Source organism: Vibrio sinaloensis (assembly GCF_023195835.1).
Classification (GTDB): Bacteria; Pseudomonadota; Gammaproteobacteria; order Enterobacterales; family Vibrionaceae; genus Vibrio; species Vibrio sinaloensis_C.
The window spans coordinates 1,221,369-1,235,033 of record NZ_CP096199.1 but is presented as its reverse complement, the minus strand read 5'-3'; the positions used below and the strand labels follow the sequence as shown (position 1 = coordinate 1,235,033).

At 47.8% G+C, this 13,665-nt stretch carries 13 protein-coding genes; 1 reads left to right on the top strand and 12 read right to left on the bottom strand.

The features are described 5' to 3' along the window. Positions 1-44: 44 nt before the first annotated feature. The 6 genes from MTO69_RS05745 to punC form a co-directional block, all read right to left on the bottom strand. The gene (locus MTO69_RS05745) at positions 45-1,595 is read right to left on the bottom strand and encodes a L,D-transpeptidase family protein (protein ID WP_248331949.1); all 1,551 of its coding nucleotides are present in this window, start codon (positions 1,593-1,595) and stop codon (positions 45-47) included. Between the two features lie 105 nt (positions 1,596-1,700). Beyond that, positions 1,701-2,777 carry a DUF1513 domain-containing protein gene (locus MTO69_RS05740; protein WP_248331947.1) on the bottom strand — a complete coding sequence of 359 codons (1,077 nt, stop codon included), beginning with the start codon at positions 2,775-2,777 and terminating at the stop codon, positions 1,701-1,703. Further along, complete coding sequence (locus tag MTO69_RS05735) at positions 2,767-3,798, bottom strand: imelysin family protein (RefSeq protein WP_248331945.1); 1,032 nt, start codon at positions 3,796-3,798, stop codon at positions 2,767-2,769. Before MTO69_RS05735 ends, MTO69_RS05740 begins: the two co-directional genes overlap by 11 nt. A gap of 8 nt (positions 3,799-3,806) precedes the next feature. After that, a complete protein-coding gene (locus MTO69_RS05730) occupies positions 3,807-5,201 on the bottom strand; it encodes a di-heme oxidoredictase family protein (RefSeq protein ID WP_248331943.1) in 1,395 nt (464 codons plus the stop codon). 121 nt (positions 5,202-5,322) lie between these two features. Then, on the bottom strand, positions 5,323-6,585 hold the full coding sequence (locus MTO69_RS05725) for an imelysin family protein (protein WP_248331941.1): 1,263 nt from the start codon (positions 6,583-6,585) through the stop codon (positions 5,323-5,325). 287 nt (positions 6,586-6,872) lie between these two features. After that, on the bottom strand, positions 6,873-8,072 hold the full coding sequence (punC, locus tag MTO69_RS05720) for a purine nucleoside transporter PunC (RefSeq protein ID WP_248331939.1): 1,200 nt from the start codon (positions 8,070-8,072) through the stop codon (positions 6,873-6,875). A 146-nt stretch (positions 8,073-8,218) separates the two neighbouring features. Here punC and punR point away from each other — a divergent pair, with 146 nt between their 5' ends. Next, positions 8,219-9,127 (top strand): DNA-binding transcriptional activator PunR, encoded by a 909-nt coding sequence (gene punR, locus MTO69_RS05715; protein ID WP_248331937.1) that lies wholly within the window; start codon positions 8,219-8,221, stop codon positions 9,125-9,127. A gap of 79 nt (positions 9,128-9,206) precedes the next feature. Here punR and MTO69_RS05710 read toward each other — a convergent pair whose 3' ends face one another. From MTO69_RS05710 to tyrR, 6 genes are all read right to left on the bottom strand, one after another. Next, the gene (locus MTO69_RS05710) at positions 9,207-9,854 is read right to left on the bottom strand and encodes a GTP cyclohydrolase II (protein WP_248331935.1); all 648 of its coding nucleotides are present in this window, start codon (positions 9,852-9,854) and stop codon (positions 9,207-9,209) included. 154 nt (positions 9,855-10,008) lie between these two features. Next, on the bottom strand, positions 10,009-10,176 hold the full coding sequence (locus MTO69_RS05705) for a hypothetical protein (protein WP_248331933.1): 168 nt from the start codon (positions 10,174-10,176) through the stop codon (positions 10,009-10,011). Positions 10,177-10,452: 276 nt separating this feature from the next. After that, positions 10,453-10,926, bottom strand: a complete 474-nt coding sequence (locus MTO69_RS05700; protein WP_248331931.1) for a DUF2947 domain-containing protein — start codon at positions 10,924-10,926, stop codon at positions 10,453-10,455. A 19-nt stretch (positions 10,927-10,945) separates the two neighbouring features. Beyond that, positions 10,946-11,533: an HD domain-containing protein gene (locus tag MTO69_RS05695; RefSeq protein ID WP_248331929.1), complete on the bottom strand. Its 588-nt coding sequence runs from the start codon at positions 11,531-11,533 to the stop codon at positions 10,946-10,948. Between the two features lie 2 nt (positions 11,534-11,535). Beyond that, entirely contained in the window at positions 11,536-12,114 is a 579-nt protein-coding gene (gene rimJ, locus MTO69_RS05690) for a ribosomal protein S5-alanine N-acetyltransferase (RefSeq protein WP_248331927.1), read from the bottom strand. After that, positions 12,114-13,658: a transcriptional regulator TyrR gene (tyrR, locus tag MTO69_RS05685; RefSeq protein ID WP_248331925.1), complete on the bottom strand. Its 1,545-nt coding sequence runs from the start codon at positions 13,656-13,658 to the stop codon at positions 12,114-12,116. The genes rimJ and tyrR overlap by 1 nt, the downstream gene beginning before the upstream one ends. Positions 13,659-13,665: the final 7 nt, after the last annotated feature.

The following is a 13,665-nucleotide window of genomic DNA, read 5'->3' as shown; positions in this document are numbered from 1 at the left end:
AAGAAAAATAGCCAACCGCAAATAAAGGTAAAGATTTTGTCAATCTAGCCTTTTGTGTAACTGGATCTGTCAAAGCGGTAAATATCTTCCCGGTAATGAACTGCCCCCTCTTCAAACCATGCCGTTTGATAAATGATATGAACGGGTATCCGGCTCTTGAGCGGAATAGATTGGTTGGGAAGTGGCTCCAGTTGTGAAGACTCGACTTGTAAACCTTGCGACTCTAACAGCAAGCTGGCAAACACATCTGCATGTTCAACCCGAATGCAACCGGAGCTAAAGGCGCGTTGATTCTGAGCAAATAAGCTCTTGCTCGGCGTGTCGTGCAAATAGATAGCACGTCGATTGGGCGTATTGAATTTATACAAGCCAAGCGCGTTAGCATTACCTGATAACTGGGTCATGCGATAAGGAAAGGCGGTGGGCCTCAATGTATCCCAGTCGATGTCATTCGGATCGATGACCTCGCTTGAGCCCCATTTAGGGATGATTTTTATATTTTGCTTAGCCAGATACTGCTTATCTTGCTGAACTTTGGGAATAATGTCCTCTACCATGATTTTCCACGGAATATTCCAAGTGGGATTGAGAATTAACGAGTCTAGTTTGGTATTCATTACCGGAGTGGGACGGGCTTTTTTTCCGACCACGACTTTAGAATGAAACACCTCTTGCCCCGACGACCAATATCTCATTTGAAAACTCGGTACGTTGACCACAATTATGGTGTCACGTTGAGTGGGCCAATAGCGAACTCGCTCCGCGTTGATCGCTAACGTCGCTAAACGTTTTTCAATCGGTAGGTTGAGCCATCTAACTGTATCAGGGCCGATAATGCCATCAGCTTCAAGTCCGTGAAGTTGTTGAAACTGCTTAACCGCCGATAACAAGGATTGGTCGTACCAACTCACATCTTTACGCACGTCAAGCAAACTGACGTCCACCATCGCAAGTCGCTGCAGTAAAACATCTCTATCATTGAGTGGATCTCCCACCCGTTTTAGACCTTGTTGTCGGTAGGGCGCGACATCGAGTTTTTGGTACTTAATCAGGTGTAAATAGGTATCAACCAGTTTTTGATAATCTCGATTGTCGGGCGTATAGACTTCAATCAGCTCGCCCAGTTGCTGCTGAGCAATCGCGCGTTGCGTGGCGATCAGTGCACTGTTCGGCGGCAAAGATAAGGACTGGTTCAATTTGGTTTGAAAAAACCACTCTTGACCACGAATTTTCGCTTGTTCTGCATAGCTGAGATACAGCAGTAAGGTGTCGGTCGCTAGAATATCGTACTCGTACCAGCGGTTACTTTTGCGGTAAAACTGGAGATAGCTCAGCTGACGGGAAAAAAGCGGGCTGAAGCCTGCGTGCTGAATCACTTCGAGTTGAAACTCGAGCTTACTGCTCTGCTGCAAATCAAACCAGATCATTTGAGTGTCATTGTTGCGATAGATATCTTCAACGACCGCCGGATACTGCAACAGTGATGTAAGCTGACTGTCTTGATCCAACCAGCCGATTTGATTGAAATACTGCCCTGAAAACGCAGCGGTAGGCATTAAGCATAGTGCTAGCAGCCAGCAAGTCCATTTCTGCATCGATTCATCTCCCCACATCCTAGTTAAGAGTATGGCAGAGATGAATGACGCTGGCGTGACGTTTTTCTAAGACTTTAAGCAGAGTCTAAATTTTATCCATTAATATTAAGTAATTACCGACCAGTGATTGTCCCACTGTATCCCAGATTGTTGAGCTTGCTTATGATGTGGAGCGCGCTGTGATAGAACTTGACCCGATCCAGAGCTCACTTTAAACCCATCACCTTGCACTACCACACCAGACGCATCGGGTAGCGGAGCCAGTTCTACCAGTTTTCGCGTTTGTTTAGACCAAATACCATAGCAGTTACCCCGAGGTGACGTAGCCAAAATCCACTGGTCAGTAGCTGCGATACTTGCGATGTAATGGTTGAAACGCGCCCATTGCTCAGGTTCGCCCAGTAATGGTACCAACTCGGCTCCAGATGTATGCATGGCAAGCAGCGACGGGTACGCATCGGGTTGCCCCCGATATTGCTGACCGCATAGCACCGTTTCATCCCCATCATGCGCAAGATGACGAATGCTAAGTTTTTTATCGCCCAGTCCCACTTGCTCAATCAGTTCGCCATTGCGATTTAAGTAGCTCAAACTCGGAGTCATGGTCTCTAAGTTGAGCGGCTTTCGCCCATCCGTGTGAACACCGCCTACGCCAATCACTAACCTCCCATCCGGCATCACAATGACTTCGTGCGGACCAATACCAAAGCCGGTGAATTCAGCGACTTTGTCGTAGCCTGCCAACACATCGTAGACGCCAATGATGCCGCGACTGGTTCGGCTGTCCCCCTCCGTCGCATAGAGCCACTGCCCGTCGTTAGAATAGACACCATGGCCATAATAGTGTCGATTGCGAGCGGCAATACGTAGCCTAATCGACTCGCCACTATGGTAGTCAAACACTTGAAAGTAGCGACCAGGGCGGCGAGCAAAGGCCACAGCGTGCCCTAGCGCTCGATTGCTTGCCACACCATGACCTCGCTCAGGTAGCGGCACTTTTCTCAGTGGATGGCCATTTTGGTCCGCCACCACCGCGTGAAAATGGTCACGACCAGCAATAGAGCAGCCGATTAAAGCAGGCTTAGCCGTGTCAGTCGACGTAGTCACACACCCTGCTAGCGGATAAGCAGCGCTTAATAGCGCTGCTTTAAGCAGTGAGCGCCGCGTAGTATCAGTCACCATCTGTTGCGTTAAATCCTATAACTACGCCTAATTCAATCGCCACCTCTTCATGAATGAGATAACGAAGCTGTTCTAGTTTGTTAAATTGTGCGTATGCGTTTTGATAGCCCTGTTTAGTTTGCAACAGCTCAAACAGGCTTTCATCTCGCGGCCAAGTCTCTATCGTCATCGCAAATTGATTGGCAATGCGGTCAGCCAGTGTCGTCTTGCCCATTTCACGCAACATGGCATCTAAGCCACCACCTTGAGCGAAATAGAGTTTCTGCATCGCCACCAAATTGGCGTACAGATTGTCCATCGAAGTCCCTGAGCGCCATGACTCGGCAAAATAAGGGCGTGGGTGGCCAAAGTCCGCCAACGGCCGACTCATTTTTTTCATGCTGTATTCCAGCTGGTTTGAGAGCAGCGCGATATACTCGGACTGCCATTGCTTTGCATCCAGCTCGGTCCAAGGGTTCACTAGCCACGCTTGGTGGATTTGTGCACTGTTGGCCAGAATATTGTCACTGATGGCCATCGCGGTCTGACACGTTTTTGCCGAAGTACCAAGATCTGAAGCCGGATCGTAAAGCAACCATTCCACCGAACCCAGTCCTTGAACTGTGACGCTTTGCTGAGCGATCTCCGCTTGAGTCCAGTTCACATCTGAGGCAATCAAGCGCTGCATTTTACGCCCAGTGGTATTCTTCTTGTCGGGCCAGAATTGCATATTCCAACTTTGTGCTAGCGCCGCTTGTGGGCCTCGCTCTTGACCTTGCAGTGCCATCCAACTCAGCATCGTCTGCTGCCATTGCAGTCTCACGGTTTCCATATCCGTGCGCTGATAACAATAATCAGCGAGTACTTGGGAGAGCTGCTGTGCCTGATTATTGAGCTGGTTCGCGAACTCAACCTGTTGTTGATAAACGTTTTGACTAACGTGATTGGTTTGCTCAGCCATCAAGGCTTGATTACTTGAGGTTTGACAACCTAACAAGGCAGCAGCGAAGAGTGTGCTGATCAAGATACGTTGTGGTTTCATCTTATATCCTATAAAGAGTTGAGAAACGCGATTAACGCTTCACGCTCATTTTGATTGAAGGTTAACACTGTCTGCTGAGCAGTTTGCGCCTCACCACCGTGCCAAAGCACCGCCTCCATCAAATTGCGAGCCCGACCGTCATGAAGAAAATGGGTGTGGCCATTGACCTCTTGGGTATAGCCAATTCCCCACAGCGGTGGTGTCCGCCATTCTTGACCATTTGCCAAGTACTCAGGGCGATTATCCGCCAAACCTGGTCCCATATCATGCAGCAACAAATCGGTATAAGGGTGAATCGTCTGCTCGGAAAGCGCAGGCAATGCGTCTCGCTTCGCAGTGATGACTTTGGGCTTGTGACAACTGTCGCACCCAGCTTGAGCAAACAAACGCTGACCAAGTTGAACTTGTGGATCTTCGGTATTTCGACGCATTGGCACTGCCAAGTGCTGCGAATAGAATTCGACAAAGGCCAAAATATTATCGCTCACTTCCGGCTCACCACCATTTGGCAGGTCTTGGCAAATTGACTGTTTCGCGCTGCAGTTTTCGTCAGGAAACAACTGGCTGGTTAACCCTACATCACCATTAAACGCGGCAGCATTTTGCTGCATCAGATTGGGTTGACCTGCTTTCCAACCAAATCGGCCTAGCGCAAAATCATTGGTGCGCACATCCCACACTCGATTCACTTTTCCTGAGATCCCGTCGCCATCGCCGTCATTTTCGTCAGCCCAAGCGATGAGCGTTTCATCAGCGATGCTCTCAAGCAAACCAAGACCGATCATCGGCGGCGCAACACGAGCAGACAACTGGGTTTGCGGATGCATTGGGCCGTAGCCTAAGTCGGTAATCCGAACTTCAGGTTTTCGCAGCGTTACTTGGGTACCATCGTTAAATGTCACCGTGACCGGTGTATAACGGATGTTGATCTTGCCTTCTGGTGTTTGGTCTTGCAGCGCGAAATCTTGCAGTTGTCCACCATAGGTCGGCTCCGGTATGACTCCATCTTTGATATAGGCTTTTTTCTGCTCTGCAGTCATGGCTGGGATGCTCAACCGAACCAACATAGAAACGGCATGTAAGTCCCCCTCTTCTGGTGGGTGACCTCGCCCATCTTTGATGTGACAGTTCTGACAACCGTTGGTGTTAAACAGGGGACCAAGACCATCACGGGCGTCGGTAGATGCCGGAGCTTGAACCCATGGATTACGGAAAAAGCTGTTGCCAACACTAAAGTCGAGACGTTTTGACATAGGCAAGTTTGCCGCAGGCAAAGAGTAAGCATTGGCCCCCTCTTTGCTCACAGAGGTGCCACCACCTGATTTGATTTCATAAGCCAAAACGGCACTACTTGCGCTGAGCGCCAAACAAAGAGTCAGTATAGATTTGGAAAAGGACTGCATGCGATAACTCACTAAACGGCAGAAACCGTATAATTTAAATGGGAATTATTCTCAAAAACAAACACGTATTAAAACAGCAAAAGGGCTCAAATGAGCCCTTCAATCGATAGTAACCTTGCGCTTAAAACTCGTGATCTGCGGTATCTGGGTTGAGGCTATTAATGCCAACGATTTTTGCGGTGCGCTCGATTTGCGCAGTTTGAGCAACCAGAGACATTATAGTGTCGTTGACCAGTGCATTGCCTTGGGTGTTACCTGCTGCGATAAGTTGATCGAAGAACTGGTTGTTCTGTTCCGCCGACGTGACTAACTGGCCCACTTGCGCGCGTGTCAGATCAAATTGCTTCTGGATCTCTCGCGCCGCTTTAGGATCTTCCTGCATCACTAAGTCGTGCAGACTTGGGCCAGAAAGCAGTGTGCCATCTTCACGCTTGTATAGTCCGGTGTAGACGTTGTAGATACCTTGCTCATTGTAGTAGTGAGAGTTATGTGTATTATCCGAGAAGCAGTCGTGCTCATCCTCGGTAGAGTTGGCTTCTAGCGCCACCTTCATGCGCTCACCAGCCAGCTCACCTAACGAAAGTGAGCCCATGCCAAACAGCATCTTACGTAATCCATTATCTACTGAATCAGTGAGTAGTGCTTCACGGTAGTTACCTTGTTGATCCGCAGACCACTGTTTCTCCATCCATTCGAGATCTTGCACTAACAAGTCTGCGGCGGCTCTGAGATATTCACCACGACGGTCACAGTGACCATTGGTACAAGCTTCGCCGACGACAAAATCGGTATAGGCACGTGCACCAGCACCAGCGTTGGTCCCATTTAGGTCTTGGCCCCACAGCAAAAACTCAATCGCGTGATAACCTGAAGCAACATTGGCCTCAGATCCACCGACCTCGTTCAGATCAGCGATGAGTTGTGGCGTAATCTTAGACACATCCAGCGTCGACGATCCGATCTTAAGCTCTTGGTTGGCGATAATGTTTGCACTCGCCCCTTCATTACCCAATTCATACTGGTAATCTGCTGCCACATAATCAATTAGCCCTTCATCGAGTGGCCAAGCGTTGAGCTGCCCTTCCCAGTCGTCGACAATGGCGTTACCAAATCGGAACACTTCAGACTGCTGATAAGGAACGCGAGACGCAAGCCATGACTGCTTTACCTGCTCAAACTTAGCCGCAGTAGGGTTAGCCAAAAACGATTCAATCGAAGCGTCTAGCGCTTTTGCCGTTGTCAGTGAGTCTGCAAACACTGCATGAGCGACGTCAGCGTAGTGCTCGACCACTTGTTGTTTAGTCACGTTTGCTGCAAAAACAGAGCCGCTCGCCAACAATAAAGAAGCAGCGACCGATTGGGCCAGAAGAGATTTTACATTCATGGAAAAGCATCCTTGTTGAGCTTAAGAATCATTTTATATTGTTAGTGCTAATTATTATCATTTGCACTACTAGGCGCAAATAATACAAAGTTACAATTTTTTTGCAAGCATCAAACAAAAATCTCTCAACATTTCACTACTTTGTACTAAGCGAGCAGCGATGCCCCAAAAAATAGTCGTCGAGCCGAATGGAATCTCGCTGGACGCTCCGCATATAACAAAGCCCCACTCAACAGAATGGGGCTTGTCATTATTCGGCTTAATTAGGGCCTAGCGGTATGCAAGGATCAATTCTCGTCTTCGCACACCACCCGGGCATTGTCTGGCGTGGTGAAGTGACGTGATAGCTCACGATTGGAAACAATATACCCCGTCCATAGACCACACATGCAGAGGATGATGGCTACGCCCGTTACTCCCTGTGCTTGGCTTGCCATCGCCGCGACCAGTGCACTGGCGACACTACTCACCGTTACCTGCAAGCTGTTTTGCAATCCAGCCGCAGTGGCGGGACTCTGCTGTGCGCTAGCCAGAGCGCGATTGACCACTATCGGGTAGAGCGCGCCATTCGCCAACGCCATCAAACAGAAAGGAGCAAGAATTGGCCAAATCGAAGTCAACTGCCACTGCGACGCGATAAAAACCAATAAAGCAGCAACACTGAAAAGACCGATCAATTGGCGCAATACTTTTTCATCGCCAAATTTTCTTACCGCTCGTTTGCCCAAGTACCCACCGAGCATGAACGCTATCGTCTGTGGCACAAAGCTTAATCCAATCTCTTTGGCCTCGTAACCAAGCTGAGCCATAATCTCCGGCATGCCGGTAAGGTAGGCAAAAAAAGCGGCTGACGCTGTGGCAAACATCATCACATTACCAAGGTAAATTTTTGAACTCAGCAATGCTTTGATATCACTTGAAACGCTGGTTTGCTTGGGCTGTGGTTGCTCATTGTCCTGAGCCATTGTTGCAGCAACCAACACACCACCCATCAGTGTCAATGCGATGAAAATACTACTCCAGCCAAATTGTTCTGCAAGCAGCACACCCAATTGCGGAGCCAGTGCTGGAGAAAGCGCGACCAATGGCATAATTGTGGCGAAAATCTGTTGGCTACGGCTCGAGTGGCGCTTGATCACCATCGCCTGCCAGATCACAGCCGGCGCACAGACACCGAACGCTTGAACAAAGCGCAGTGTCAGTAGTTGCCATACTTGATCACTGTACGCCAATCCTAGTGAGGCGATAGTAAACACAAACAAACCCAATGCGAGCGTATTACGGTGACCAAACTTGTCAGAAGCAAGGCCCCACATTAGCTGACCTATCGCCATTCCGACCAGAAAGACCGTTAGCGACAAAGCGATCTGTTCTGGGCCCGTAGCAAACGCAACCTCCATTGATTTGAATGCAGGTAAGTACATGTCAGTGGCAATAAAGCCGAGCATAGACAATAGAGCTAAGTAAATAAGTTGTAGTTTTGACATAATGGACACTTTCCGTTCAAAATAATTGATTGTTATTTTTCTATTGGCGCCAACCTTTTTATTAACTTTGGTAGTCTACCCGTCGATTTTGATAAAATGAAACGCTAAAATTTGCAGTTATTAATCAAATATTTTGAAGGGTTATTATGAGTGCTTTTTCCCAGCCTTCGCTGGAACTGGTCGATACGGTGGCACGACTGGAAAGCTTCACTGCGGCGGCGGAGGTACTACACAAAGTCCCTTCTGCGATCAGTTACAGTATTCGCCAAATTGAACAAGAGTTAGATGTCGTTCTGTTTAAACGACTGCCTAGAAAAGTCGAGCTCACACCAGCAGGTGAGCTGTTCCTCACACAAGCTCGAACTATGCTGCGGCAAATCGAAGAAGTTAAAGCGCAAACACGTCGCGTCGCTCAGGGGTGGCAAAAAACATTAAAGTTAACTCTTGATAACGTGGTTAAATTGGAGCGGATAAAGCCGCTCATCGAAGACTTCTATCATGCTTTCCCTAGCGCTGAATTGCAGATCAATATGGAAGTCTTTAATGGCTCATGGGAGGCCATTTCACAAGGGCGTGCTGATATTGTGGTTGGCGCGACATCAGCGATACCCGTTGGCGGTGATTTTGAAGTTAAACCTATGGGTGTTTTAGACTGGGCGTTTGTGATGTCATCGAGTCACCCTTGCGTAAAGCAACAGCATCTAACCGAAGCCTTTGTTAGCCAGTTTCCCGCCATTTGCCTAGATGATACATCCAGTGTGTTGCCCAAACGTCATACTGTTCACTATCCACAGCAACGGCGCTTGCTGCTGCCCAACTGGTACAGTGCCATAGAGTGTTTGAAGCAAGGTGTCGGTGTAGGCTATATGCCGCGCCACATCGCCCAACGCTTGATCACCGAAGGTGTGTTGGTTGAGAAAATTCTCCCTCAAGAGAAGCCACTCAGTCACTGTTGTTTAGTTTGGCGCAAAGATGATAACCATAAGATGATCCAGTGGATGGTCGACTACTTAGGTTCAAGTGAACAGTTGTATAAAGATTGGCTCCAAGCATAGGATTCATAACGTTCTACCTAAAAAACAACCCCACATTGGCAGTGTGGGGTTGTCATCAAAAGTGGAGCACTGGCGCCGATTACAAAGGAAGCTTATGCTTTCCGTGCGACACTTTCGCTTTAAGGTAGCCTTCATTGCCCTCTTTGATGTGGGCTGAAGTGTTGACTACCTCTTCGATTTCGATACCGTGCTCTTGCAGTTCTCTGACTTTTTTTGGATTGTTGGTCACCAAGCGGATCTTGTTAATACCTAACGCCGTTAGCATTTGCGCCGCCTCAGTGAAGTCACGCAAGTCGTCACCAAACCCAAGATGATTGTTGGCTTCGTAGGTATTCATACCTTGGCTTTGTAGCTTGTATGCATCAATCTTGTTGTACAAACCAATACCACGCCCTTCTTGGCGAAGGTATAAAATAATGCCACCAGACTCAGCCATACGGTTGATGGTTTCATCCAATTGCTCACCGCAGTCACATCGAGACGAGTGGAACACGTCGCCAGTCAGGCACTCTGAATGCATGCGCACTAGGGGTGCGGATTGACTCTGGTCTGCATGTTTGAAAATCACTGCCACATGCTCTTTGTCTGTCTTCAAACCATGAAAGGACAGGATTTCCGCATCGATATTGCTTTGCAAACCGACTTTGAAGTCAACTCTGGCTCTTACTTCCGCCATATTCTTACTCACTTGGGTTTCTGTAATTGTTATATCTGTCGCCGCATTCATACGATGCTCCGCTTTGAGGTTAACTATGGGGATTGTTACTCGATAATTCAATAACAAGATCACTTTTGTTATAATATAACAATAAATTTTCCTGACAATAAAAAACCTCGCCAAGCATTTTGACGAGGTTTTTCTAATAATTCAGGTGTTGCGGTCAGTCTTGCTGATGTTTCCAGACTGAAAGCTCAATCCAGCAAGTCTCTAACTCTCTGAGCTCTTCTTCGGTCAAAAATGACAAGGTCGGTTTGGTTTGTGGCAGCGCATAGGCTTGAATAGCACTAAGGTGCGCATAAAAATGTTCGCGTAGTTGAGATACGTTCATGGCCACTGCTTTTCCCTAAGACGATGGTATTGTGTAAAAATCACTCACTCGGTGAATTTGTCTTATAAATGATAACAAACCCTAATTCCCATGCAAAAAATAGGTTCAATTATGGGCTTGAAATCACACTTTAGCGTCTGACATACCCTTTACATTTCTTAGACTTAGTAGATCATAAATGATCTTTTACTAAGCGAATGCGATCATTTATCCCAAAGTAAAGTAATTAGCACTCTTCATCTTAGACATAAAAAAAGCAGCGTATGCTGCTTTCTATCATTTACGTAAACCAAGCTTGACGTTACCTTCACTATCGAACCAAAGTGCTTCACTGCGACGACGGCCGATTAAGATTGGACCATCGTCATAGAACAGGAAGTTTTTCCAGTACTTCTTAAATACTGACCACTTGGTTTCAATCACATTGTACTTTTCGTAACAAAAATAGACAGTGACATCATCTTGCCAATCAATAAAGTCTGTCACCTCTTGTGGTAACGCGAGATCGTCAGATTCCCAAGCCGCCATCCAATCGACAGTGTCTTTCCAGTTTGACGCTTTCATCGGCCAATCACTCGAACTTAGCCGGTCTGCATCGGGGCTTTGTGCGCTAATGTTTTCCTGCCACAACTGGGCTGACCGAGCTTGAGTCATCGGTTTAATCGCCTCGAGCTCTTGCTCAGGCACGGGCATTGATTGGTGGGTAAAAATCCATTTTCTTTGGTATTGGTCCAAAGTTTGGTACGACATTCAGTATCCTCTCAAAGCGTTAAGCTTTCAGCCAACCATTTTCGGTAGCTTGGTTAATCATCTGTAGTGCTTTTTGCCATAAGGCCTGTGAGCCCAGTTCGATTTTGGCATTGACTGTCAGAGCCTGTTCACGGGTCACACCGTGCTCTTGCCAGCTTTGCCCTTGGTTATGAAAATTGAGCATCATCGGAATGATGCGATCGAGTGCTTTAGCAAATTTAGCATCATCACTCGTCGCCTGTTCAAACTCAAGCCAGAGATCAAGTAACTCTTGGCCTTGCTCTGCTGGCAGCATCGCGAACAATCGCTCTGCCGCCTGGCCCTCTTTTTGCTCTTGTTCGGCAGAGGCTACCGCATCATAAACAAAGGTGTCACCGGCATCGATTTCTACAATATCGTGCAACAGCAACATTTTTACCACACGGCTGATATCGACCGGTTGGTTCGCGTGTTCTTCAAGTAATACCGCCATCAAAGCCACATGCCAACTGTGCTCTGCGCTGTTCTCTAATCGACCATCAGCGCTCTTTACCCGCGTTCGACGCAACACTTTTTTGAGTTGATCGAGTTCGATAATCAATGCCAGTTGTTTTTCTAATCTGTTCACTCTCAAACCTCGCGCCAATTAGGATTGACTAAGGAAGTCAGGTTATGATCTTCCCATTGGCCATTAATCAGTAAGTAGTCTTTGGCAAATCCTTCCTCCTTAAAGCCTAGTCGTTGCAACACCGCTTCACTACGCAAGTTACGCGGCATGTAGCTGGCCATAATGCGATGCATATTCTGTACATCAAACATATAGTGGATGGCTAGGCTCAGTGCACGCGTCATCACCCCTCGCCCCTGCGCTTCTTTTGCCAATGAGTAACCCATATTGCACGCATGGAAGGGAAAACGTGACAAGTTACTAAAGGAAATAGTGCCAAGCATTTGCTTAGTTTGCTTATCGATGATCAACAAATAGTAGCCCAAGCCCATTCGGTGCAATTCATTGAGCTTAATCAGCCGTTGAGTCCAGCCTGCCGCCGAGTAAAACGCCTCTTCTCGCTTTGGCTCCCACGGGGTCAAGTGAGCGCGATTGGCAATAAAATAGTTGGCAACTAACTCGCCATCTCCTGCTTCAGCGGTGCGGACCACAAGATCATCGTCGACTTCATACATTTGCGCCGGCGTTGTCATACGTTCCATCAGTTTTTCCGAATTCCGTACTCTCTGAGCTTGTTCGCCACTGAAGTGTGAGAAACATTGAGTCGTTTAGCTAATTTACGGCTCGAGGGGAAGGATTGATACAAGCGATCCAGCACTTGTGACTCATACTCTTTCATGATCTCATCCAGTGAACCATCTAAATTAAGCGTCGGCGCATTGGCGTTGCTCGCCTCTAGTTGCGGCAAATGGAACAGTTCCGCTGTGAGCTGGTCAGATTCTAACTCGGTTAATGCACGCAGAACCATGTTCTCAAGCTGGCGCATGTTGCCCGGCCACTGGTAGCTCACCAGTTGATCGATAAGTTCATCATCCACTTGAGGCTTAGCGATCCCCAACTGCTTGACATATTTGGCGACAAACAGGTCGAGCAGCGGCGCTATGTCGTTTGAGCGATCTCTCAACGGCGGAATGTGCAGCGTTAGCACATTGAGACGATAGAAAAGGTCTTCGCGGAACGTGCCCGACTCCGCCAAATCGGCAAGATGGTGGCGAGTGGAGGCGATGACTCGAACATCGACATGAATCTCGTCCTCTTCACCGACGCGGCGAAACGTCCCATCTTGAAGCAAACGCAACAATTTGATCTGCAGGTGCGAGCTCATCTCACCGATTTCATCAAGAAATACTGTCCCGCCGTTCGCTTGTTCAAAAATGCCTTTGTGACCTTGCTGGTGGTTAAAAGAACCTGGCGCGTGACCAAACAGTTCTGTTTCTGCCACATCGTCGGGCATGGAAGCGCAGCTGAGAACCAAAAAAGGATTGGACGCGCGATGAGAGCGGTTGTGACAGGCGCGAGCAAGCATCTCTTTACCTGTGCCCGTTTCACCTTGAATCAACAAAGGTTGATCCAACATGGCCAGTTTTTTGGCTTGGCTCATCAGCGCTTTGTGTCGATTGGATACACCGACAAAGTGTTCGAAACCCAAATTGTTGTGCACTGGCAAAGAGTCGTCGAATAGACCTTTATCATTGCGAGAACGGATAATCATCACCGTACTGGCAAGCACCGATTCGTTAGTTTCGTCGCTAATGTAAACCGGCATCACTTCCATCATGTAGTCGAGTCCGCCAATGACGATCTCTTCTCTTTGACGAGTGATTTTACCCTCTACCCATTTGGTGAAGTTAAAACTAGGCAGATGCGCGGTGATTTGGTGGCCAATAATGGCTTCTTCATCACAACCGAACAGGGTTAACGCCGCATGGTTGGCCATATCGACATTCCCTTTGAGGTCGATAGCCAGCACAGGCTCCGGAAGGTTATTAAGCAGCGAAATCAGTTCATTATTGTGCCGTTCAATCGGCATAAACTGAATTTTACGCACATCTTTCACCCCGGCGATGCGACGAATCTCGGCCATCAGCTCACTAAAGGTATCGAACTCGATATCGGGGCAATTGAGATAGATAATACCGCTGACATCAATTTCGATACCTCGCAAATCTAAGTTTTTAGATGCGAGGATATCGAGTAATTCACGAGTCAGACCCAGTCTGTCTTCACAGGAAACTTCTAGACGCACGGATGAG

Bases quoted from the DNA above. Each gene is read 5' to 3' on its own strand.
- MTO69_RS05725 (WP_248331941.1), bottom strand. From the start codon at position 6,585: ATGAATGTAAAATCTCTTCTGGCCCAATCGGTCGCTGCTTCTTTATTG.
- MTO69_RS05710 (WP_248331935.1), bottom strand. From the start codon at position 9,854: ATGAATGCGGCGACAGATATAACAATTACAGAAACCCAAGTGAGTAAG.
- MTO69_RS05705 (WP_248331933.1), bottom strand. From the start codon at position 10,176: ATGAACGTATCTCAACTACGCGAACATTTTTATGCGCACCTTAGTGCT.
- MTO69_RS05735 (WP_248331945.1), bottom strand. From the start codon at position 3,798: ATGAAACCACAACGTATCTTGATCAGCACACTCTTCGCTGCTGCCTTG.
- MTO69_RS05745 (WP_248331949.1), bottom strand. From the start codon at position 1,595: ATGCAGAAATGGACTTGCTGGCTGCTAGCACTATGCTTAATGCCTACC.
- MTO69_RS05730 (WP_248331943.1), bottom strand. From the start codon at position 5,201: ATGCAGTCCTTTTCCAAATCTATACTGACTCTTTGTTTGGCGCTCAGC.
- rimJ (WP_248331927.1), bottom strand. From the start codon at position 12,114: ATGGAACGTATGACAACGCCGGCGCAAATGTATGAAGTCGACGATGAT.
- punC (WP_248331939.1), bottom strand. From the start codon at position 8,072: ATGTCAAAACTACAACTTATTTACTTAGCTCTATTGTCTATGCTCGGC.
- MTO69_RS05700 (WP_248331931.1), bottom strand. From the start codon at position 10,926: ATGTCGTACCAAACTTTGGACCAATACCAAAGAAAATGGATTTTTACC.
- MTO69_RS05740 (WP_248331947.1), bottom strand. From the start codon at position 2,777: ATGGTGACTGATACTACGCGGCGCTCACTGCTTAAAGCAGCGCTATTA.
- punR (WP_248331937.1), top strand. From the start codon at position 8,219: ATGAGTGCTTTTTCCCAGCCTTCGCTGGAACTGGTCGATACGGTGGCA.